Origin of the sequence: Cohnella kolymensis, assembly GCF_000829465.1 — a bacterium.
GTDB lineage: Bacteria > Bacillota > Bacilli > Paenibacillales > Paenibacillaceae > Cohnella > Cohnella kolymensis.
The window spans coordinates 120,258-144,322 of record NZ_JXAL01000006.1 but is presented as its reverse complement, the minus strand read 5'-3'; the positions used below and the strand labels follow the sequence as shown (position 1 = coordinate 144,322).

Here is a 24,065-nt window from a genome sequence, read left to right as displayed (position 1 = left end):
GTGGTGTTATTTACGAAGGTTGGTAAACCTCTGACTTTACCTCATCAACCGACTTCCCACCGAACAATTGTCCCAAAAACCCTCCGACCACTGCACCGATCGGCCCCAGCACGAACGCTCCCGCGATGGCCCCGACCGTAATGGCACCTCCGCTTATGCCGCCGTAATCGATGCTACCGAGCCCTGAGCCCATTCGGCCGCTTCCAGCCAGCTTCAATGTCGGCAGCCTGCGCAGCCAATCGGAGGTGTCCACCTCAACTTTGAACGGAAGACTGCGGTACAGGCCTTGAATGAAATCGCCCACATCCTGGGTCATCTGTCGGCCCATCCGCTCCAACTCGCGGTTTCGTGCTTGCTCGATCGTATGAAGGGCGCTTTGAAGCTGCGATTCGGCGCGGTTTTGTACCTTGTTTTTCAGTTCCCCCGCGGAAGAAATGCCTCGAAGCCAGACGGCGAATGCATCTGCGGAGTCGTTAAAAGTCTTGCCGATCGTTTCGTCCATGTTCCGGATAAATGTGCTCCTGTGCGCATACAGCACTTCTTGCAGCAGCTCTTCGATACGGTCTTCGTAGATGCTCATGTCTGCAGGAATCGCTTTCTCCAGCTCCGAGAGCTCCCGGTCGCCTTCTGCGATACGGTTAGTGATTGATTCTTCGACTGTTCTGAATACGCTCAACGAAGATTTGGCCGCAGCGTCGATGACCAGGTCCAACTGTTGATCGCGCGCTTCGCGGAACACCTTCTCCATGAGGGAACGCAGAGCTTCCGAATAACGTACGGCCTCTGCGGGCACTTGTTCTTTCGGCAAAGAACATACCGGGTACAGGAGAAGCTCTTCCACCCCGAATTGCTGTGACAGGTCGTCACGAACCCGGCCGACAGTGGCATCCAGCGAGTCTGCTCCGTCACAATCCAGCTCGTCATCGCCGAGAATCAGGTCAGCCTTGTTCAGCACAATGAACGATTTACCCGCTTCCTCGCGGATCATGCGGAGCGTGTCCATCTCCTTGCCCTTCAACGCCTGACGCGCGTCCATAATATACAGGCAAATATGCGCGCTCTTAAGCACCCTATCCGCTATGGCGGTTCGTCCGGTGCCGGCATTGAACCCCGGCGTATCAATAAGTACCGCGTTATGCGGAAGTCCGGCAAGCGGCCAATACACGGCGATTCGCTCCACCCATTGCAATGCGGCGGCACCAACCCGCGTATGATCCGCAACAAATTGCACGACCTGTTCCAGTCGGCCTTCCTGCAAGGTGGTACCGTCTGGCATCATCCAGGAAGCGGGCACCTCAAGCCGGCTGCGCACGGCAGCCGAACGGTCGAGCACCTCAATGCGAATCTGCTCTCCGAAACGCACCTCCGCAGGCACACCGGTCGCTTCTTCTTGGGTGGCGAAAAACAAGTTGGTGCCGAAAAGCGCATTCAGCAGTGTCGATTTCCCTGCACTGAATTCGCCCGTTACCGCGATCCGGATCTCCTGTGTATCCGACTCCGCCTCCTTGGAAGCCGCCACTTCGTCGAAGCTTCGCTGCAGCCCTTGGTGGAAAGCCTCCGTGCGGTCCAGAGTTCCGGCGGTAAGTTCAGTCGATGTAGATAACCGTTGCGCATGCCGGATGACTGCCTTCATCTCCTCCATCACATCCACCGCAGCGCCGGTCTTCTGCGAGGTCCACTCAGCTGCAATCTCTCTCCCGAGATCGTGGAGCCAGACGAAAGGATGCACATCGGGAACACCGGCTGATGCTTCCCGCAGATCGTCTATGTTTCGCAGCGCCCACGCCTCGTAGAATCGAAGAATTTGATCGCCGAATCTAAGATAGGGATCAAAGTAGGTACCGAGCAGATGCGCCTTCTTCCTGCGCCAGATATGCAGCCGTTTGAGCGCATCACGTTCGAAGCCGTCACGGATCAGCACCTCAGCTTCGATCAAAAGAAGGATAAATGCCAATCCATGCTCGTCGAGCCCGTGCAGCCAATCTTCCGATTTGTCGCGCAGCAGCTGATCCAATGCCGCCTTGTTCGGCCGCTTTTCACGCTCTGTGCGCAGCTCTGCGAACAGCCGTGCAACGCCGTACTTGGATATCTGTCCGGGGTGACTCAATTTCCATGCGGATGCGTCCGTATCTTCGTCGCCGATGAACACTTCTAAGCCCAAATAATCAATGGGCGGCAATTCTTTCTTTATGTATGAAGCACTCTTCAGGCTGTCGAAGGACTCTTGAAAAATGTCTTTCTCCAGCTGCAGACCGCCCATATCGTAAATTTGGGATATCCGCTCGAGGTAATCCGGGGTTTCGCCATGTTCGGTCAGTGACACAAAGAGACGGACGATCTGCTTGAGATGGGCTGCGACTTCAGGATCGGCTGCCGGATCCAACTTCGCTATGAAATCAGCCTCGAATGCTGTGCAGACCTGGCGAATGCTTGCCTCCGTCGATTTGTTCAGGTAATTGAACAGATTACCCACGAACGTGAAAGGCAGCCAATCCAGCCAATCGGCAGGATCCTTGCGGTTCATCCACATCGTTGCCGCCTGGCATACACGTCTGACGAACACGTCCATGTTCCCGCTGTGTTTGGCTTTTGCCGCCTGCGCAAGCTCATGCATGATTCGATCGTCATCATCGTCGAGTTGATCCGGATCGATTAAATCGCCGATTGCGCCGGGATGCCAGTCATACCAGATGAATTCGAACAGCAAAAGTTCCGGCACCACATACCACGCAAGACGAAGTTCGTGAGCCGCGTAGCTGATGGCTTTCGCCCTGCGTCCCCATGCTGCATAGGTTCTGGCGGTCATCACGTGCACTGTGGCGGATATTGGATCCAAATCCTTCAGCTGCCGCAGCTTCGATAGTGCCGATTCGAATCGCCCCTGGTAGATTAGCCGATACACTTCCGGCAAATCCTTCGCGACATACGGATGAGTGGTGCACACACGCTCCTTGAGTACGCAGTTGAGTACTTGCTCGAATCGGGTGCCAGCCGTAAGTGTGATTTCCAAGTCGATGTCATGGGATGGATCCGTATAATGATCAGGAGTACAAAAGCTGAGTTGAAATCCGCGCTCGCCGCTAATGGCAAAGTACCGGATGTGAGTATACGGAGCGGTATAATAGACAAGCGCTCCTTCGTTGCTCTTCGTGATTACCCCGCAGCGATAGTCGGAAGCAAAGAAGATCCCTTTGACGGAATCTTCACCGAACCATTGCTCGGATATAATCGTTGCATCTTCCACGAATCGGACGCACTCGTCGGGGATGGGGTGCAGTTTGATGAACTCTCGCAGTAACGGATGTGCCGTATCGGCACTTCCTTGACGAATGGGTTTCAAAGACATGGCGCAGCTCCGTTCAGATCAAGTTGGGAAATACGATTTGCCGGGATTCCCTGAGAGGGTCCCCATGGCCTTGCGAAAGCACATGATCCTGCCAGCTGCGCTGAACATCCGCGAGATTTGAGGTTCCGGTCGTATGAGCATCCGTAAAATCTTGACCTCCGAAAATGTTCTGCTGCGAGGTTCCCGTCTTGTGGTTATGGGCGTCATAATAGTCGAAGCCATGCATCGGATTCGCTTCACTATGGCCGGTCTTGCTGTTCGCGGCGTCAAAATGGTCCGTTCCCCCGAAGGCGTTCGGCTCGGAATGACCCGTTTTTTGCTGCGCGGAATTAAAATAATCATGTCCGTTAAAAGGATTATCTTCACTGTGTCCTAGCTTCTGGTTCTGTGCATTATAGTGGTCCTGCCCGCCGAAGATATTGCTCTCCGTATGGCCCAGCTTCTGGTTGGATGAGTTGTAGTAATCCCGGCCTCCGAAAATGTTCTGCTCGCTGTGCACCGTTCCGTCGTGTGACAAACCGGGACTGTCGTGCAGAAACAGATTATGAAGATAGTCGGACATCATTTTGTTCCTCCTTAACGGGATGTGACACTTGATGAGTTTCCAGTGTGGCGACGATCGCCTCCAAACGTTCGGCGACTGCCTGCGCCGCCTCTGCATCCAGCAGCACGGCTTCGGCGGCGGGCTTGTCCAGCCGGTCGGCGAGCCGCTCGGCGATACTATCGAATTGACCCCGGTGATAGTCGTCCAGGGCGGAAGTAAGCAGGGAGAACCATCCGTCTACCGCTTGCCTCGCCTCCTTCCGGTGCGCATTGACGATGTCGCCGATCAGATGCGGCAGACGTTCCCGAAACTCATCCTTTAGGCGCGCGTTTTGCCGTCCTTTAAGTTGGTGATTGATCACTCCGCCGGCGGCGGCTCCGATCAGCGCACCGACCCCCGGCAGAACAAGATGCCGACTAGAGCACCTGCGGTAACAGGGATCGTTTGTTTGATCATTTCATTCATTTGACCGGTTTCGGCGAGGGAAGAGGAACCAGCTTTCCAAGATGGAAGCGCAATGCCGGACTCCTGTAGAGCCAGTGTCAACGGAGTGCTGAAGTGCTTCGTATACTCCTCGGTTACATGCTGCCGGAAGCGGTCGAGAAAGGCTTGAATCTCCACCGCTTTTGCCTCGCAGTATTGTTTCATCATCCGTTCGACCAACAGGGGAAAGTCGGTTTCGATATAAGTTTCCATGCTGCCCTTGTGCGAGCGCGTTTGAAAGTCCAACTCGCTATGCAGGGTTTCAACCAACTTGGCGTATGACTTATCCAACATCGACTGAAGTGTGTCCCGACCCACCGTATCAATGCTGACAAGAAGCCTCTGGTACCTGTTCTCAAGCTGCAGTCGCAGCTGTTTGATCCGTTCTCTGAACCGCTCGAGCTGCTCGTCATTCATGCGGTGAATCGACCGAATGACATCCAGGTCCTGTCGTATGTAAGCTGCGGCCAAGCTTAACCTCCCGGCATGCCGTGCAGCTGCGGAACGACGCGACGCTTGTTTCAGCTCCATAAGCAGGCCGTTAATGGCATCGAGCTGCGCGAGCCCTTCCGGCGACCGGTCGAGCACCTGTTTCGATGAGTAAGGGTATACCCCGCTCTGGCGGCCCATCACCTGCCGGAGCCTGCCGGCCGCTCCCTCCAACGCTTCTTCCAACTCCTCCTCATCGAGCCTGTCGCTCTTTGAAAGAACGAACAGCATCTCATCCAGCTTGTGATGGAACACTTTGCCCGTGAGAAATTCCGCTTCCGACCGTGTCAGCGGTGCAGCCGCATCCAACAAGAAAACCGCGGCATCGCACTCCGGTAGAATGCGGTACGTCAGCTCGGCACGGCTCTCATTCAGGTCATTCACGCCCGGCGTATCGATCAACACGATACCTTCTTGCAGCAGTGGATGAGAGAGAACAAGGCGTATGAGTCGAACCGTATCCGCCGGTGCCGCCCCGCCGGCCGAAAACCCGGCCAGTACGTCTGAGGCGATCGGATGCACCGACACTCGGCCATCGTGGTATACCACCTCAATCCGTTCCTTCTCCCCGTATTCGATCAAGTGGAGTACCGCGGTGGCCGGCAGCATGTCGGCATGCAGGATCGGACGCCCGATCAGGGAGTTCACGAAGGTCGTCTTGCCCCGGTTGAATTCTCCCAATATCACAACGTGGAAGGTGTCCCGCTGCATTCCGTGCAGGGCGGCGGAGGTCAAGCGCTCAGCATCCCTTTGCCTGATTTGCCGGCTGAGCTCCAAAAGTTCTTCCGCAAGCGGCTTGAGTGGGTTCATGACGGTCTCCTTATGAGATATAGATTTTCCAGGATGTCTTTAAGCCGGTTGCCTAGCGCTCTAAGTTGATCGGCTCTCTCTTCCGTACTGCGGCGATCAAGCTTCACGCTATCCGTCTGCTCTTGCAAGAGGCGCCGGATAGCGTGCAGTCTGCTGCGGATGCGGTCTCTGAACCGGGCTTCCAGCGGTGCGATCTCGGTCTGCGCCATATGTTCCGCATGCTCCCGCGCGTGCTCGATCACCGAGCCAATCTGCGCCCGTAGTTGCTGGATGGCCTGCTCCTTGGCTTGCTCGTACGCTTTACGCTTTCGCTCCTCTTCGAACTTGCCGCCCATAATCAGGGACCCGACAATCGCCGCGGCTACTCCGATCGGTCCAAGCAGCGCGGCTCCGATGTAACCGAGCATGCCGCCTGCAGCCGCATAACCCAGCAGAATGCCCGGCGTATCCGAGGCATCTGCCGTATTTACACCCTGAATGCCGAGGTCCACCGAACGGTCACCTTGCCACGAATTGAGGGAACGATCTCCAAGAACTACCGGCAACGAATACTCGTCCGAAAACAGCGATCGGAATCGATCGGCAAGCGTTCGGCTCAACTCTCTTTTATAATCGGACAATTCCTGCGCCAACGCTTGCATTTGGTCACGAACACCGGAAGAGATGGAGGATTTCAGCCGCTGCAAATCCTCTTCGTTATCGCACAGTGCGGCTTGCTCTGCGAGGCGCTCGCGCAGAGCGCCGAAGCCGTCTTCGACCAGCTTGCGCAGCCGGCGCGCAAGTTCTATGGACTGCCCGTCCAAATAGACCGACACCGCCTCCAGCTGCTCTTCACGCTGTCTCGCCTCTTGCTCCAGCCGCAAGATTTGTCTGCCGAATTCTTCCCCGTTACCAGCCTGTACGCTAAGCTCGTCCCGAACGGCCCGCAGCCCATCGGCGGCTATCCCGATGGCGGCATCCGCGTGATCCGGCAGCCTTCCTTGTGTTGCATGACCAGAGAGAAACCGATACAGCTCCCTCTCGAACAACGCAAAGGAATCGCGCCACATGCTATTCTCGCTCTTGAATTTCGCACGGAGCGTTTCTTTGGAAGACACCGCATGCACCAGCGGATCTACGATGTCCGGCAACTCTTCACGCAGCAGGTTGAACACATGAGTCTTCAACCGTGCGGCTATTTCGCCGTCGGGCATAGGAGCCGACTCGTCCATTCGGTTAATCACGAACATGAGGCGGTGAATATCATTAGCCAATACCTTGTCCCGGATAAAAGCCCGCTCACTTCTCGAAAGCGGCTGATGTGCGTCCAACAGTACGATGCAGGCATCCGCCTGCCGCAAATACCGAAACGTAACATCTTCCCGCATATCTTCAAGATCGTTCACGCCGGGCGTGTCCACGATGGTACAGTTCCACTCTTCCATCGGACCGGGCAACGTGAGAACGACCTGACGGATTTCATTTGCCTGTTGATTGGCTACGGTTACCTTGTCTTCGAGAAATTTGTTGATCTTATCGGATGGCAGCGGCTGTTCTTCCCGTCTTCCGTCATGATAGATCATCTCCATCTTGCTCTCGGTGCCCGGTACGATCACATTAATCGTTGCTGTCGTCGGGTTAACCTTCGAAGGGAGCACCGGGGATCCCAGCAAAGCGTTGATAAAAGTCGATTTTCCTCTGCTGAATTCACCTACGACCAACAAATTCATCCGCTCTCTGTGCAGCCGCTGAATCGCCGCTTCAATCCGGTCTCCAAACCCGCTTGCTGTCAACAGAGATTTCAGTTCGGTAAACACGTTGTGCAATTGCTGCTTGTTTGCCAAAAAATCCAATCTATCCACCTCAATACCCATGACTTAACTCTTATTTCGACAACAAACCAAAAATTCCTTGCATGCGAACTGTCGGCATCGGTAATCTTGATATAACAACAAAAAAAATGGCGTTCAAATTGATTGACAATTTGAACGCCACTTCGTATTAAAATTCTTTTAATGCTGTTGCAAACAATCGTTATTCAAAAGCTCCCTGCTTCAACACGTCAACCTTGTCCAAACTCTCCCAAGGAAGATCAATGTCCGTACGCCCAAAGTGGCCGTAAGCGGCAGTTTGACGATAGATCGGACGACGCAGATCCAACATCTTGATGATGCCGGCCGGGCGAAGATCGAAGTTGTTTTTGATCAATTGGACAAGCTTCGATTCGTTTACTTTGCCGGTACCATATGTATCCACGTTGATGGATACAGGGCTTGCAACACCGATCGCATAGGCGAGTTGAATTTCGCATTTGTCGGCCAGGCCGGCAGCAACGATGTTCTTAGCTACGTAACGAGCTGCGTAAGCTGCAGAACGATCTACCTTGGTCGGATCCTTACCGGAGAATGCACCGCCTCCATGACGCGCGTAACCGCCGTAAGTATCAACGATAATTTTGCGGCCCGTCAAACCTGCATCACCTTGTGGGCCCCCGATAACGAAGCGTCCGGTCGGGTTAATGAAGAATTTCGTTTCGGCATCGATCAATTGTTCAGGTACGACCTTGGCGATCACATGCTCGCGGATGTCTCTTTGTATTTGCTCAAGTGTAATGTCTTCCGAGTGCTGCGTGGAAATGACGATGGTGTCAACACGTAGCGGCTTAGCGTTCTCGTATTCAACGGTAACTTGCGTTTTGCCGTCGGGGCGTAAGTAATCCAGTGTACCGTCTTTACGCACTTCGGACAGACGGCGGGATAAACGGTGAGCGAGAGCAATGGGCAAGGGCATGAATTCAGGTGTCTCGTTGCTGGCAAAGCCGAACATCAGCCCTTGGTCGCCTGCGCCGATATCCTCGTTCTCCTGCTTCATATCCTTACCGTCACGGCTCTCCAGAGCTGCGTTAACGCCCTGAGCAATGTCCGCAGATTGTTCGTTAAGAGAAGTAAGTACCGCCGATGTGCTGTAATCGAAGCCATACTTGGCGCGAGTATAACCAATTTCTTTAACCGTGCGCCGCACAATAGCAGGAATGTCCACATAATCAGCTTTACTTGTGATTTCGCCAATCACCAGTACAAGCCCTGTAGCCACTGATACTTCGCAAGCAACACGCGCGTAAGGATCCACTTCTAAGAATGCGTCCAGAACCGCATCCGATATTTGATCGCAAATTTTGTCCGGATGGCCTTCAGTGACCGATTCGGACGTGAAGAGATGCCGTCCTTGTATCGACATGATCCTCAACCTCCACATAAAAAAATGAACCTTTCCCAACTGGAAAAGGTTGTTAGACAGACCTTCGAATAATAATGATACCTAAATTGTCGAGGGGTGTCAACGCGCGAGCGCCTTGGCAGTACGGGTTATCGAAGGACTTGTGCCGTTTCTGCTTCCGCCTGAACAAGCAACCTTTTTACGATTCCGCCACCTAGTGCTCCGGTTTCTCTGGCCGTCAGAAAACCCATGTAAGGTCCACTTCTTCCAGAGCCGCCGCTACCACCCAACTCCCCCGCAAATTCAGCATCAAAACCAGCCTGTGCAATCGGCATACCCAGCTCTGCAGCGATCTCATACTTCATCAGATCCAGCATAGGCCGAGCCTCAGGTACAAGCTGCCTGCGTCTTCTTGGCATGTTGTGCTGACCTCCTTGATTGTGATGATCCTAGTATGTGCGGGAACACCCCAGTCAAGGCGTATTAGATTTTGGAAGGCCGGGGAAAATATGCTAAAAGCGCCAACAGACAAGAAGGGCAGTACAGGCTGCAAAAACAGCCTCTGCTCCCGGTTTAGCGATGTATTATGGCATGTAAATTGAGCATCATAAGTATGTCACTGAATTTGATAATTTCCACGAACCAAAACAATTAATCCAAATTTTTGTTTAGGATCTGCCTGTACCCCTCGCCCGCCTCGCGGGAAGAGAATCAGGTGGTTGGTACCGACCGGCTTACCTGGGGCGATGTCTAGGCCATCTGTCATGTCCGACAGACCGTTTGCATCTGTGCTGTAGGCCACAGCTTTTCCCGATCGAACGATCAGCTCACCGCCGTCTTGCACAACAATCTTTTTCCCAAGAGGAACAGTCACAACCTGAAGTTTGCTGGATTCTCCGGCACCAGCGCCACCACCTACCGGGCCAACCCCTGTAGCTTCAGCAATTTTTCGATCAACGTAACTTTTCGTCACAATAGGATCATCTGTTGACCCAGGGGGACTATTCGTATCTGCTTCCACAACATTGTTAACTCCAACCGTAGCTATTACAATAACCAATGAAATAAGACCAATCCAAGATAGCCGCCTTTTGATCGATTCCAATCTCTTCACTCCTTGTCTCATATATATGCTAAATTATTTGACGCAGTTAACTATTAAAAGTTTCAAGTGAATTGACAGCAAAGAAAAAAAAGACCGCTATTGCCGTTTCCGCGGTCGAACAAAGGTGTGGCAGCAAGCACTGATGACCGCCACATGTCAGAACATAAAGAAGATCGCCAATATCCTGGCTAAGCGGGCAGGGTAACAGGCAATCTTCTTTTTTTTCTCGGTAATATATGAAGTTCATTCAGGTGAAGGCCGTGGAGCTCTTTGGCATCCGCGAAACTTCGCTCAACTGTCCGGTACCGCAACCGGTAAAGATATTTGCCTGACCTGCTTCTTTGCTTGACCCACTCTTTGCTGACATGCCATACATGACGGGTTATTACTTTTTGCTTGTTCTTAGATCGGGTACACTCTCGCAACAATGGGCAATTCGCGCAGTGATTTGGATCCGACTTGTACTGCCTGTATCCCTGATGGTCAGTGGTGCTATATTTCAGTTCATGCTTTTGAGGACATATATACACATTCTTTTCAGCGTCGTATTTAAATCGCCACTTTCCAATTAAGCCTCTTACAGGCGTGAATGCCCTGCCGCCAATGACCGAATAAATCTTCTTGTCCTGCAGCTTCTTACATATGTACGAGGTGAAATATCCGGCGTCTAGCGCAACAGCTTCCAGTGTGTTTTCAAATCCGAACTTCTGCACGATATGCTCAAGCCGATCTACATAGGGAACAGAGTCATGGACGTTGCCGGCAGTGATGTGTACATCGGTAATAATGTTGTACTTGTGGTCGACTGTCCTGTGATCGAGGTAGAAAAATCCCTCCGGTTTACCGTCTCGTACCATATATCCACTTTCAGGATCAGTGGTGCTGATCTTTGTTTCTTTCGGTTCTTCCACCTCCTTCCGGGGCTTCAGGGCTTTTTTCCATTGGCCTCACGATCTGCTCGAACCGCTTCATCCAGTTCATTTATGTAGGTTTTGGTGCTCTTCGTGACTTCCTCTTTAACAAACTTTTGCTTATTGGCATTGGCTTTCAAATGAGTGGAATCGGTGATGAGAACCCGACCGGCGACCAGACGATGTTTGATGGCCAGCAAGACGACTTGGTCAAATACTTCTTGAAACACGTCGCCATCTCCAAGACGCTGCCGGAAATAGCTAAGCGTGCTATGATCCGGCACACTGTCAGTTAGTCCAAGACCAAGAAACCAGCGATAGGCATTGTTAGAATGGACTTCTAATTCCAATTGCCTTTCGGAGCGAATCCCAAACAGATACCCAATAAACAGCATCTTAAAAAGCATGATCGGATCCGCAGAAGGGCGACCATTATCTTCACAGTAGTAAGGATGGACAAGGTCTAGAATAAAGGAAAAATCGATATGTTTTTGTATTTTCCGTAGTGGATGGTTGGGTAAAACAAGATCCTCGATGCATACAAGCTCATATTGATTCTGCACGTTAGGATTAGAACGCAGCATAATAACACCGCCTTTAAAATATAGCTATATTATACCAAATTAACGCGGTGAATTGATAAAGAAAAAAACATAAAAAAAATAGCCTGTTGAAGTTTTTCAACAGGCTGAGACCGCCTTGGCGGTCTTCTTTCCTTAATCAACAGAGAGTGGTGGCGGTACGTAACCGTACGTTTGTGTGCTAATTAACCGTTTGTGTCCTTGAAATAAATCATAAACATTCAATCTGAAAGAACCACCTAGTTTATTACTGAATATTGAACCGTTGAGAGAATAGTTTATCGTATGGCTGCCTTCGCTGAGTTCATCAATGCCGATCTCTCTATCAAAGCTAACACCAGTGGCATCATCGACAATTTGCAAGAGCACTTTATGATCAAAAGCTCCTGTCTCCAGTGATGAATCTCTTGTTAGCCGATACGAAAAATCCATTTGCACTGAGCTGCTACCGGTAAGAGTCCCACGTCCATTAAAAATTGCAATGCTATAAGGGAGTATATCTACCCCACCTTCACGCGGTAAATCGAAAAGCGCTGCATTCACATATGCATTAGATTCTTCCTTAGGCAACGATAGTTTGCTGTCCGTGACTCCCTGTCCAACTAGCAACTTAAGCTTTGTGGTATCGATGTAATTTGGCAGTTTAGCCACAAGGAAACCAAACTTTTACCTCTAGCTGTTGTCGGAATATCTTGTTGTGAAACGCTAGCTTTATAATAGTCACCATTTCCGGTAGTAAAGAATCCCACAATCTGCGGTAAATTAGTATTTCTAGCCTCTAAATTATTCAATTCCATTTCAGCATAAAAGATTGTTGTTCCTGATCCAGAATAACTCTTAGTACTTCTAACTCTAAACATAGCTTGTTTGCCCTTAGTAGATGATTTGAACTCTGCATTTAAGGATACCGCGGGAAACTCGATCTGATGATGCCCCTGCATGAATTGTGCAACTTCCGTAATACTTTCCCCTACTTTTTCTTGTAGCCCTGCTTGTAAAACAGAGTATTCACTGTAGTAAGGAATCTTTGTTACAAGGTAGCCATCAATCTCAGTGTTAGGTGCCATAAGATATACGCTGTCCGGTTGAATATATTTAGTGTCGGTATCTGCTGCTGTTATTCCATCAATGGTTATATACCCTTGTAATTTTGGAACCGGGACCGAACGAGTATAATTAGGATTTTTTAGTTTAAAATGAATCGCCAGTACGTCTGTATCTGCCCAAGGCAATCTTTGAATTGAATCCATTGTCACTTGGTAAGTACCACTTGCAGTGTCCATAAACATTGATTTGCCGGGATTATTTTCTACTAAATTACCTAACTTAAAAATACCAACCGGAAAACCGACTGCATTTGTCGCCGTGTCACTACCAGCAGAAGCGTCTTGCTGTTGAAGCATGATTAATTGTGCATCTTGTGTTCCTATCGTGGCAGGCACTGTTGTTTTCAAACTGAATGTTTTTTCCTGCATTGGGTTAAGTGATATAGAACTGTCTTTATCCTGTGAACTTAACGGAAATGTGTAGCCGTTGGTCACCAACTTGAAGTCATACTTCGGCAGAGGAATGGCACTTGTATCCCTATTGATTAAACTTACAATGACACTAACTCCCTGGCTATCATTATCCAATGCCGTTGCGAATTTGACTCTCGCACCGACTTTTTTGTTGTTTACGCTGATTATTTTTTCTTGATTAACCGGTATTGTGTTTAAGCTTGAAGTTGAAGTCGGAAGCTGAAAAGTTGCAATACCTAGTTCAACTTTCGCCGTTTCATCCTCTTGATTTATTTGTAACATCCAACTTGTTATGCCACTAACATCAGGCACACTAGTCCCCAGCGAGATTACACGTTTTTGTGAAGGCAGCAGAGAAACATCTTGACTTAAATCTGCACTAAGTGGATATGTAAGTCCTGTGTTACTTTTCAAATAAAATTTCAATTTAGGACTGGTTAGGGTTCTCTTTCCCAAGCTTTGTAATTGTAAAGATATACTGAAAAGATCTTCTGAGCTCATTTTTGCAGAGCTAAAATCACTTATATTTAACTTGATGGGTGTGTCTGATAGAAAGACCGTTTTATACATATTCGTTTTTACGGCTGGATTGAAAGCTTTAGTGACTGACAGTTCACCAAGTTTTCTCATGTATCCTACAGAAGAGAAATCCCATTTCACCAATTCAAATTTTATATCACTTAACTTCACGTTCTTATCTAATTTCGAGAAAAATCTAATGGTTTGAGATGTTTTAGATGATATTTTAGACTTTGTTTTATCAGCCGTTGATATGACACTTGAATAAGTTGCACCGGTAGATTTTGACCTAACGCTAACCCAGTAGTCAATTAAATTTATCGGGGTCCTTTCACCATTGTAGATCTGAATAGTATATGTAAGAATGTTATGTTCCTCTAATATATCCATGTTAATGTCAGTTATTTGTGCGAAGCTTTGTTTGGATAGGGCAATTTTATTCTTAAGCGGAAAAACATAATTAAGATTCACTGTAGGCTGCACAAGTTTTGTTTTTTTGTAAATTATTCGTTTCAGAAGCATTAACTAATGAAGCATTAGATATCAGCATTATAGCAGCCACTGAAGCCTGAACGAACTTCCTCATTAACTATTCCCCTAACATTCAGATTTATATAATTAGACGTTATAAAGGTATCAAAAGTTTCAGATGGCTGAATATTACTTCCAGTTATTTCAGTTAAGAAGATAAATTTATACGAAGTTTTACGCATAGCTTTCCTCACCGTTTAGTTCGGACCTTCCTTTTTGCGGCTCCGTTCTTCTTTATAAATGCCTGACGAAGTTACTGCGCAGGCTCCGCACCCCTTCTCACATAAGAACTTCATCTATCTACTCACGACCACCCAAGTTTAATGATTAGTTATCGTCGGGTTTTATTTTGTCATGTTTAGGAGAGTCGTCCGACTAGCCCTGCATTCATATGGGATCGGGTAATTTGGCCCGAACATTTGACTCCGGCATCCTTCTGATTCCTCGTCGGGACGGACACCTCGCCCTTGGACGTACGCGCTCACTAGCCCCCGTTTGAGACACTCACCCTAAAAATAACGCCTATGCTGGGCGTATACAAAAAGCTCTGCAGAGATTATCTCTGCAGAGCTTTCGTGTTTAAACAACTTTTTCGAGCACTTTTAATTAGTTCGTAGCGTAGATCACAACGCTAATTGGACCAGCTGCTCCCAAATCATTTGGAGTAGTCGCAACATCTTTAATGTTGCTAACGCTTGTCGCAGTCAGAGTTACCGGTTTAGTAACATCAAGGTCAGTCGATGCGATTGTGAATACAACCTTGGTTTTGTCAGCACCATCATATGCTGGAGCTGTCAATAACAGGTTAGTAGCGGACGTTGTACCGTCAGCTTGTTTTCCTGCCAATACCAATTTAGTGTTATCAAATGCAGCATAAGTAACTTCTTCAGAGAATTGAACAGTAAGTTTCAATGAAGCGTCACTTGCATCACCAGTTAAATATGCACCAGCGATTGTAGGAGCAGTAACGTCAACTACATTAAGTTCGGCACTTGCAAAAGGAATTGTGGAACCTGCAACAGTTTTGATGTTAGAAGCCGTTACCACAATTTTGCCACCTTCTTTAAGAGCGGTAGCTTTAGCATCAGCAGCAACTGCACTAAAGTCGATCTGCACGAGGTCATAACCACGGTCAGTAGTTTCGCCTCCGCTAACAGTTCCATCCATGTCAGCATCAAAGCTGTCAATGAATTTAACTACAGTGCCTGATGGCAATGCAGCGCCGTTCAGTGTGTAGTTAGCAGGGTTGTTTGCTGCACCATCTTTGAAGTTACCAGTCGCAACACTAATACCATTTACAACATCTGTTTGGTTGAATTTAACTGCGACCGCTTGAGTAGCAGAAGTCAAATCAAGAGTTCCATCAACGTTTTTGTCAGCAACAATTGCTGCAGTGACTTGTGGAGCGACCACATCGTTGTAAGTGAACGAGATAACTTTAGCAATGTTTTTGTTGCCAGAGGTATCAGTAACACTATCAACAATGTTTGCTAATTTAAACGTACCATTGTAAGTCAAAGCTGCAGTATCAAGGTATACCCTGTTGCTAGCATCTGTAGCACTAACAGCTGTACCAGCAGAGTTTTCAACAGAAGTAATTGCAATTACAGTGTTATCACTATCAGTCAGAGCAAAATCTGTAGTTGCGATGCCAGATACAGGCTCAGAGAAAGTAACCTCAAGTCTGTTATTAGTAGATGGCATCAAACGAACTGTTGTCATTTCTGGTTTAACGGATTCCTTAAGCAGTGTTACATTGGAAGTTTTAGCTTCCACAGTATTGCCTGCGACATCATTGAACCCTTTCACAGAAACTTTAAGTTCTACAGATGTTTTGTCAGGAGCAATAGGAGCACCCATCAGTGTAACGCGGAAAGATTTCTTATCGGATTGACGAACAGGCAAGCCGCTTTGGAACAGAGTAGCGTCGGTTACAGCGTTTTTAACAACAACTGCATCAACAGGAACTGTGTTTTGCATTTCTTCGTTGAACACAATATCAAATTGCGTTGGGTTTACAGGTACAAGAGTGTATACCGGTTTTATCTGGTCGCGAACAACTGTAAAGGAAGCCTTAAGTGGTTGAGTTGCATAGTTTCCAGCCAGATCACGCAAGCCGTTAATAACCGCTTCGTAAGTTTTTCCAGCTTCAAACTTAGTTGCCGATGAAGGCAAAGTGAAAGTATAAGTCTTGTTATCTAAAGAAAATGGAGCAACGATAACATCGCCAACTTTTACCGTATCCAAGTATGCAAACTCGCTGAAAGTAACTTCAAATGCGTTTGTTTCAGCATCTTTAGTCAGAGATTTAATCTCTGCTACAGATGGCGCAACAGTATCATTCACTTTAACTGTTACAGAGAACGGAGCGAATGGAGTACCGTCTGCAGCCTTTACACCTGAGAAATCTACGGTAACATAGCTGTTTTGTGCCAGGTTAGAAGCTAATGCAAGACTAACTGTTTTCTCATCTGCACTCAATACTGGAGTGTCAGCGATCACAGAGCCACCAACAGGAGTTACTGTGAATGTTGCAGTGTCAATGTCAACAGCCTTGTTGAACTTGACTTCAACTTCTTTCAAATTGACAGCATTTACGCTCTCAACTTTTAGAGCTTGGAAAACATAAGTCACTTTGACTTTGTAAGTTTTACCCTCGTGAGTAACAGTGATTTCTGTTTCCTTGTTGGCTTCGAGAGCAGTAGGAAGAGTTACTTTTTCCACTTTGTTATCAGAGAAAGTTACTTCAACGTTTTTCTCGTCGAGAACTTTAATACCTGTAACTTTAGGGCCTTGAAGAAGTTCATAAGCATTGTACGCGATGTCGATTGTTTGACCGCGTGTAGCATCTGATTTGTAATCAGTGCGAGCGGAGATCAAACCTTCGTCAATAGCAGCTTGGATGTAAGGACCAGCCCAAGCGGACGAACCAGTTACTTTTGCGCCATCAACTGGCTTCTTACCAGCAAGAATAACTGCAACTTTGATAACGGACTCAACCGTTACGTTTGCGCGTGGCGAGAATTTACCGCCGCCGGTACCGTTAACCAAACCTGCTTTAGCAGCAGCTTCGATTGCACCGTACCACCATTGGTTTTTCTTAACATCGGAGAATGTTTCGCCGACAGTAGCAGGAGTAAGACCTGCCATAGCAGCAGCGATAGTTGCGAATTGTGCACGAGTCAACTTGGCATCCAATTGAGCGTCGCCAGTAGTCGTACCTTTCAGAATACCTTTTTGAATGAGTACGTCGTATTTGTCTTTAGCAGACAAATCAGCTGCGGATGCCATGGATGCGAACATTCCGAATACCAAGGCCATCACGAGCAAAAGGGATAAACTTTTTTTCATAACCTTTATTTCTCCTCCTCGAGAAACTATCTGTTTTGTTTGTGTAGAAGAATTGTAGCTCGAATCTCTCATAGGTGTTTCACCCCCTTCCTTGAGTAGAGCATTGTCTATAATGTATGTCTGCTGGCATGCCTATCGTTGGTAGATCATGTCGCAGAAACTCGTAAACTAGGGAAGAAAATCGAAATAGAGCACAAAATTGGCAGGGAAAAATCTGCCACTTTCCCCATTATACATGAGGTGGTAATCCAGCGTAAAGAGATTTTAACAGAGCGAATAGAAGATTAGTGCTCCGGTCCCTCTCACAAGACTCATCATGTTAAACGCACCACAATGAAAAAAGTTGCGGATTGATTAAAAATTCTTACTTTTTTTCGAGCTAATACCCATTTCTAGACCATTTGAAACTATGTAAGGTCTAAAGCTTCTCTAGTATAGCTCGGACAATGTCGTTCGTCATTCATCAACTTTTACCATTAAAGCCAAGAACCGAACAATTAGGGAGCTGATTGGTCAGCCCCCTAATTATTAACCAAATTATCCTACTTAGCTTAGATTTTTCGGAAATATTTTTGTTTTCTTTTGCAGCAGTGCGACTGCGATTTTACCGGCTTCGGCACGGGTCATGTTTCCTCTAGGATTGAAGTTCAGCACTGCTTTGTTCTGGCCTGTTGCTGTAGCTGCAGATCCAGTCATGATCTTCGCTTTATTAACCGCATCGACCGATGGACGCGCGTAATAGTGTATGCTGCCGGAGTCCGCAAATGTCTTCGCCAGGCTGGCCTCGAGCTTGCTGTCGTTCACTGCAATCTTTAACTCCAGTGCCCGTGCGATCATAACCGCCGCTTCTTGTCGAGACAAGCGCATATCTGCCCCGAAGAATCCTTCACTCAGTCCGGTTACGATACCGGCTCGCGCAGCGGTTTCAATGTGTTCATAGTCCCATGTATCCGATGCGGTTCCTGGAGAAATATCGAAGAACGTCTGCACGCCTTCTGAATTGATCGGGATGTTCAGGGATTTAACAAGCAGCGTTGCAAATTCTCCACGTGTGGTCAAATCATTTGCCCCGAATTCATCTCCGCGGATACTTTTCATGATTCCTTTGGAATAGAGGCCGTTCAAGATATTCCGAGCCCACCCGTGATTCGTTACATCGTTGAAGCTTTTTCTGAGTTTAACAACCATGTAGTAACCAAAATCATCAAAAGGAACGGTGATGGTACGGCTCTTCGTGTTCACCTCTCCGCCGATGTTCTCCCAGACCCCTTTGTCTGTGTAGCGGAAGACAGTTACCGTATGTCCGACCTCTTCGACTACATTGGAGTCATAGGTTAGAGTTAATTTACCGCGGTTCGAAGGGATAACCTTCCGCTCAGCTGCAAATTCTGTGAAATTGCCTTCATTGGAGTATGGAGCCAAACCGTTTGTTGCGGGCTTATAGCCAATTTGGCCTCGTTCCCCGAATTCACCCGCGCCGCCGCTAATCCAGAATACTTCAGAAATCCGGGTGAAGTTGAATGTGTTGCTGTTGTTGCCGAATCGCAAGGTCAGGTAATCCGGAATCAGGATCGAATCTAAGCCCTGGTATGTTCTTGCATCTTTATCGACACCTAGGATATTGCCGTAATCGTTTCTTTTCTCGACTATGCCGTCTACAGGATCGGCGATACCGAAGAGAATCATGGTGTCGTTATAAAGCTTGCTTGTTCTCCTGCTGTTCAAATTCGGGTATGCGGATTTCAGCACCGTGCCTTTTGGAAAAGTAAGCTGGAGCTTCTTGTTGAAGATCGCATATTTCGGCCCTAATTTCTCCATATACTGAGAATCTACTTGTACAGAGGCGGTGTAGAATACATTCACGGTGTCATTCAGCGTATTACCCGCAGTTTTGATCTGGATTTTAATGGCGGTGAGTTTATCGGGCTTAAGACCAACGTAATCGTAAACGAAACGATCGTTCAAGTCAGCCCGTTTCACAGCCGGCTTCCCGCCGATCAAAACTTCCGTCGCTCCTTCTGCTTCAATATCGAAACGTACGAAGTTCTTATTAACCACGATTTGATTGCCCACGGTCGGTTGAGGCGAAAGTATCCGGTATGGCGACAGTTCGCGTGTAATCTCTAAACTCTGGTTGGATACGGCACCTGTGCTGTTGATCAACTCTAGATTATAGATATGAGATCCGGGAGCCGCGAACGAAATTTCACGCACACGGAAGATGAATTCCGTCTGATCTCCGGCGAAATCGTAAGTATATGTCTCATCATCGCCGTCGCCGTTAAAGTCAAAATCGAAGGTTCCAGTTGTGGGTAGATTTGCAGTTGTCGGGAGATTCATTCTGTGCATCGTCTGTGAGCCCAGCTTCAAATTCATAAACGATGCTCCGCCCCCACGGAGAACAAGATCATACTGGGTCTCGCTGGTAATATATTTGCCGTCCTTCGGCAAGAATTCCGGTGTAAGAGCAAAGATCTTGGCCATCTTAGAAGTCGGATAGTTTGTCTGACTCAGAATAGCCGAATCGAAAGGTTCACGTGTAGCCGCGCTAAGTGTAGGATGGAAACGCGTAATTGTCGACACATTGGTATCGATAATATAAATCCGTATTTCTTTGATTATTTCCTGTGAGTTCCCCGTTCCGTTCTGATTAATGCCTTTGAAAACGATACGGTTCTCCCCGAATACGAGCGGGCTGGTGCCGCCAACGGTTAAAGGCAAATTAAAAGTCGGAGTGCTCGTTGTTACACTTAATGCCGGTGTGGTCACTGCGATTCCGTTAATGAAATATTGCGCAGATCCAGTCGCAATGTTCTGGAATCCGATGTACTGACCTGTAATTGTGATTGTGTTCGTAACGTTGGAATCAAATGAATAAGTTTGACCATCATATAAGTTTTCGACATAAATGTAGCTTTTGGATACAAACGTAATGTCCGCATTGTACGTGGAAGACGAGGTTCCCAGCTTGAACTGTACCTTCTGTTGTCCGTTAGCGAAATCTTTGACCTTGTAAACCTTTTGATTAGCAGGTGTGCCAGCTGGAGTCACATCAGTTAAATCGATTACGGAACTGGCTAATGGCAAATAAACCGCGGATAAATTAGTTGTAGTGCCGATAGATTGGTCTGCCTCTACCAATATATAAAAAATAGAGCTGCTTACCTCTGCGCCGTTAAGAGGCTCTTTCAACGCTGTACCCACACTGGAAGTGCCATCATAGCCAGGCAGGTAATGCATTTTTGTGATTACCGTGTCGCCCGGCAAGTACATGAATTTTCCGTTAAAGGTTGAGGTAAAGGTTTTGGTATTATCTGTATAACTCACCGTCAAACTTACACTTTGAGTTTTATCGTAAACTCCAGAGACACTTTTAAACTGAAAAGTATTTGGTGTTGTAAAAGTAACAAGTCGGTACTTGGGTGTGACTCCGTCGCTGCCCGGAATAATCGTCTCTGATGTCACACTTGCAGCAGGAATAACTGTACTAGCGCCCCCGTTTAAAGTATAACTAGCATTATCGCCAAAATCAGGTGATAATTCGTCGCTGGGGACAAGCATTTGGACGGTTAATTTGCCTTCAGGAGTTGCTGTTGAATTCGTCAGTTGTGGAATGGCATTCACCAGCTGATGAGTACCACCGCCTGTCTGCACCAATTGAACGTCGGTATACGGGTTATTCGGATCGAAATAATACAACTGACGTGAAATATTGGCTGTATTCGTTCCGTTGGTTATGGTGATTGTCAGGGTGTTGAGACCCGCGAGTAATTTTAATGAAGGCGAGAAAAACGTTCCATCTTCCAGCACGGAAGCTATGATTTGTGAACCGCCGTTCACACCAACGGTTACTTTGTTCGCATTTTTTGCAACACCTTGAAGCGTTATGTCTTGGGAAGGCACTACAGCCTGCGTGCCCTCATTTAGGTTAATCGTACCGGAGGCGCTAGTAACTTGCATGCTCTGCACATATGGAACTTGGTCGTAGAGCACATAGAAAACATCAGAACGATTGATGCTGCCCTGCTTGCCTGAGAAGGTAATTCTATTCATCCCACTGAACAGAGTAAGGCCGCTGGCCGAAAAGCGGTTCATGGAACCCGGCTCTTCCACTACCGTTCCAGTGGTAAAGTGAGTACTGTCGGGTGTCCAACTGCCATCTGACTGCAGATTAAGCTGCTCGATCTTAACAGCCATGCTGTCTTTGGAAACATAGGAGTATGTACCGTTAATGGTTAGAGTTCCATTGTTCGTTGTATAAGCCGTAGTGCGAGTCAAATAGTCAGGTGACGTTTTATTATCAAGAACTAATTTCGCAGTATTACGAATGCCCGAACTGTCGGGGATGAAGTAGGTTGCCGGATTGCCTGCCGCATTGGCCTTGGGTGTAAATCCTGCGGGAATCAGGGTGCCGATCAATGCAACCAGCATGAGCCACACCAGCGGCCGTTTCATATGACGCATCTGAGAATCTCTCCTTTGTCGTACATCAGTGACTTACTATGTTAAATACACACGTGATTAATCTATCGGCAAAATGAAAGATGCTTTTTAGATGCCGCAAGTCCTATTTGAGCGTACATAGCAAAAAATCCCCATTTCTCTCAAAAGGAGAAATGGGGATCGTTATAAGATTAATATAATGGCTGAATACTATTTACTGCGAGTTTGAGTCTCGGTTTTCATCCGCATTCTTGCTAGGAAGTCCAGCACCGGACGGCGTGTTTGATCCACGATGCCGATGAGCTCAGCGCCGATTTGGAGCAGGAATACGAGTGCGGCGATTACGATGAAAGTAATCCAGTTGCCCCAGCCCGAATTCGTAAGCGTGGACTGGATTACGGCACAAGTGCCGAAGAAAGCGGCGATGCCGTAAATAATAAGCACGGTCTTGCGGTGGCTGAAGCCTAGCTGCTGCAGGCAGTGGTGCAGATGACCCTTGTCCGGTGCGAAGATCGGTTTCTTGTGAATCCAACGACGCACGATGGCGAAAAAAGTGTCGGACAACGGAACGCCGATGATCAGCAGCGGAGTGACGAGTGAGACCACAGTAATCTGTTTGAACCCCAGCATGGACAACATCGCCAAGGCGAATCCGAGGAATAAGGAGCCCGAGTCTCCCATAAATATTTTCGCAGGATGAAAGTTGAAGAACAGGAACCCGAGAATACTTCCTAGCAGAATCGCAGATAGGAAGATAACCGTCTCGTTGCCCATCAGAATAGCCATTACGAGAATGGTTCCGATGGCGATGCCGGAAACCCCGGCGGCCAATCCATCCAGACCGTCTATCAAGTTAATTGCGTTGGTTACACCGACGATCCAGAAAATCGTCAGAGGAATACTGAGCCATTCACCCAACGGCTGCATAGCGGAACCGAAAGGGATATTGAGCAGATTGATCTTCACATCAAAGCCGAACACGACGATACACGCCGCGGCAATTTGCACGAGTAATTTCAGCTTGGCGGGCAAGTCGAACTTGTCGTCCAGAGCACCAAGCAATACGATCAGCGTTCCTCCGGTAAGAAGTGCGCTTATCAGATTGCGATCATACGCGCTAAGCATGCCGTCCGGCAGCCATGGCAAGATCAATAAGAGTCCGATTGTGAATGAAGCGTAAATTGCCACTCCGCCGAGGCGAGGCATGATCCGGGTATGAACTTTGCGTTGGTTTGGCACGTCAACGACACCGAATCGGACGGCCATCTTCTTCACTAACGGCGTCAAAATAAGCGCAAGCGCTATTGCCGCTATGAATCCCGACAATCCTATTCCAAGCATCCAGCCAGTAGCCACTTCACAACTCCCCTTTTTGTATGACGGAATGAATTATACTCCGTGCACGCCGAATACAACAAGGTATTAATTATGTCGTATTCGGCCGTTTTTGGTGATTTTCATGACTCACATTAAATTTTCATCAAGGATTGGTTGGTTTCAGTACTTTCTCTCCGTCTTTGAGCACTTTCATGGCAAATCGGGGCAGAACCAACATCCTTCCGAAGCGCGAGGGTTCCTGAAGCAGCCGGTAGAACCACTCGATACCCAATTTGCGAAAAAGTGCCGGTGCCCGCTTGAGCTTGCCTGAAATGACGTCAAAGCTGCCCCCTACTCCCATCATAACAGGAACGCCCAACACTTCTTGGTACTTCGCGATCCACGGTTCTTGATTGTTCATGGCACGGGCCACGAAGAGCAGATCGGGGTTGGCCGCGCGGACGGCGGACACCACCGCGCCGTCTTCCCTATCAGAGAAGTAACCGTCACGATGCCCGACGAAACGCACGCCGGGGTACTTTTCGGCCAATTTGGCATGTGCGGTGTCGATGATTTCCGCGGAAGCGCCCAGCAAATACACGCTCCAGCTCCGTTTTTCTCCTTCTTTCAGTAATTCATGAAGGAGATCAAAGCCTGCGACGCGCTCCTTGACCGGCTGGCCCACTTTGCGGGCTGCCCATACGACGCCTGAACCGTCAGGCACGACTAGGTCGGCGGTCGCAAGAGCCCGATGAAAAGCGGGATTCTCCAAGCCGGCCATCAGCATGATGGGATTGCCCGTGACGACACGATGCGGGCGGCGGGATTCGATCGCTTCGGTTAGATAAGCTACAGTTTCCTTCATATCCATCCGGGAAAAAGGCACGCCGTACAAGGACACCGTCGGATACGGCCGCGGA

Annotated in this window: 15 protein-coding genes; all 15 read right to left on the bottom strand. The window is 48.3% G+C overall.

Translation table 11 applies throughout. From position 1 onward, the window contains the following. Positions 1-10: 10 nt before the first annotated feature. Positions 11-3,346 carry a dynamin family protein gene (locus SD71_RS06680; protein WP_041061263.1) on the bottom strand — a complete coding sequence of 1,112 codons (3,336 nt, stop codon included), beginning with the start codon at positions 3,344-3,346 and terminating at the stop codon, positions 11-13. Positions 3,347-3,359: 13 nt separating this feature from the next. Beyond that, entirely contained in the window at positions 3,360-3,911 is a 552-nt protein-coding gene (locus tag SD71_RS06675; RefSeq protein ID WP_152619367.1) for a hypothetical protein, read from the bottom strand. After that, positions 3,889-4,251 carry a hypothetical protein gene (locus SD71_RS06670; RefSeq protein WP_041061257.1) on the bottom strand — a complete coding sequence of 121 codons (363 nt, stop codon included), beginning with the start codon at positions 4,249-4,251 and terminating at the stop codon, positions 3,889-3,891. The genes SD71_RS06675 and SD71_RS06670 overlap by 23 nt, the downstream gene beginning before the upstream one ends. Before the next feature lie 20 nt (positions 4,252-4,271). Next, positions 4,272-5,672 carry a dynamin family protein gene (locus SD71_RS06665; protein WP_041061254.1) on the bottom strand — a complete coding sequence of 467 codons (1,401 nt, stop codon included), beginning with the start codon at positions 5,670-5,672 and terminating at the stop codon, positions 4,272-4,274. Further along, positions 5,669-7,525 carry a dynamin family protein gene (locus tag SD71_RS06660; RefSeq protein WP_041061251.1) on the bottom strand — a complete coding sequence of 619 codons (1,857 nt, stop codon included), beginning with the start codon at positions 7,523-7,525 and terminating at the stop codon, positions 5,669-5,671. The genes SD71_RS06665 and SD71_RS06660 overlap by 4 nt, the downstream gene beginning before the upstream one ends. 160 nt (positions 7,526-7,685) lie before the next feature. Further along, positions 7,686-8,888 carry a methionine adenosyltransferase gene (metK, locus tag SD71_RS06655; protein ID WP_041061249.1) on the bottom strand — a complete coding sequence of 401 codons (1,203 nt, stop codon included), beginning with the start codon at positions 8,886-8,888 and terminating at the stop codon, positions 7,686-7,688. A gap of 128 nt (positions 8,889-9,016) precedes the next feature. Then, on the bottom strand, positions 9,017-9,286 hold the full coding sequence (locus tag SD71_RS06650; protein ID WP_041061246.1) for an alpha/beta-type small acid-soluble spore protein: 270 nt from the start codon (positions 9,284-9,286) through the stop codon (positions 9,017-9,019). Between the two features lie 197 nt (positions 9,287-9,483). Beyond that, entirely contained in the window at positions 9,484-9,972 is a 489-nt protein-coding gene (locus SD71_RS06645) for a hypothetical protein (RefSeq protein ID WP_052476037.1), read from the bottom strand. A gap of 188 nt (positions 9,973-10,160) precedes the next feature. Further along, positions 10,161-11,467, bottom strand: a protein-coding gene (locus tag SD71_RS24745; RefSeq protein WP_407637524.1) for an IS1182 family transposase whose coding sequence is annotated in 2 segments (ribosomal slippage) — positions 10,161-10,898 and positions 10,901-11,467 — 1,305 coding nt in all. Because the reading frame shifts where the segments join, the coding sequence is not laid out codon by codon here. Positions 11,468-11,599: 132 nt separating this feature from the next. Continuing rightward, positions 11,600-12,034: a hypothetical protein gene (locus SD71_RS23490; protein WP_152619366.1), complete on the bottom strand. Its 435-nt coding sequence runs from the start codon at positions 12,032-12,034 to the stop codon at positions 11,600-11,602. A gap of 32 nt (positions 12,035-12,066) precedes the next feature. Beyond that, entirely contained in the window at positions 12,067-13,974 is a 1,908-nt protein-coding gene (locus tag SD71_RS06635) for a hypothetical protein (RefSeq protein WP_152619365.1), read from the bottom strand. Positions 13,975-14,640: 666 nt separating this feature from the next. Then, a complete protein-coding gene (locus SD71_RS06630; protein WP_082034095.1) occupies positions 14,641-17,457 on the bottom strand; it encodes an S-layer homology domain-containing protein in 2,817 nt (938 codons plus the stop codon). A 474-nt stretch (positions 17,458-17,931) separates the two neighbouring features. Continuing rightward, positions 17,932-21,849: an S-layer homology domain-containing protein gene (locus SD71_RS06625; RefSeq protein ID WP_041061237.1), complete on the bottom strand. Its 3,918-nt coding sequence runs from the start codon at positions 21,847-21,849 to the stop codon at positions 17,932-17,934. A 189-nt stretch (positions 21,850-22,038) separates the two neighbouring features. Then, positions 22,039-23,169 (bottom strand): MraY family glycosyltransferase, encoded by a 1,131-nt coding sequence (locus SD71_RS06620; protein WP_041061443.1) that lies wholly within the window; start codon positions 23,167-23,169, stop codon positions 22,039-22,041. Positions 23,170-23,308: 139 nt separating this feature from the next. Further along, positions 23,309-24,016, bottom strand: coding sequence for a WecB/TagA/CpsF family glycosyltransferase (locus SD71_RS06615; protein WP_082034107.1), 708 nt, complete (start codon positions 24,014-24,016; stop codon positions 23,309-23,311). Between the last annotated feature and the right edge of the window lie 49 nt (positions 24,017-24,065).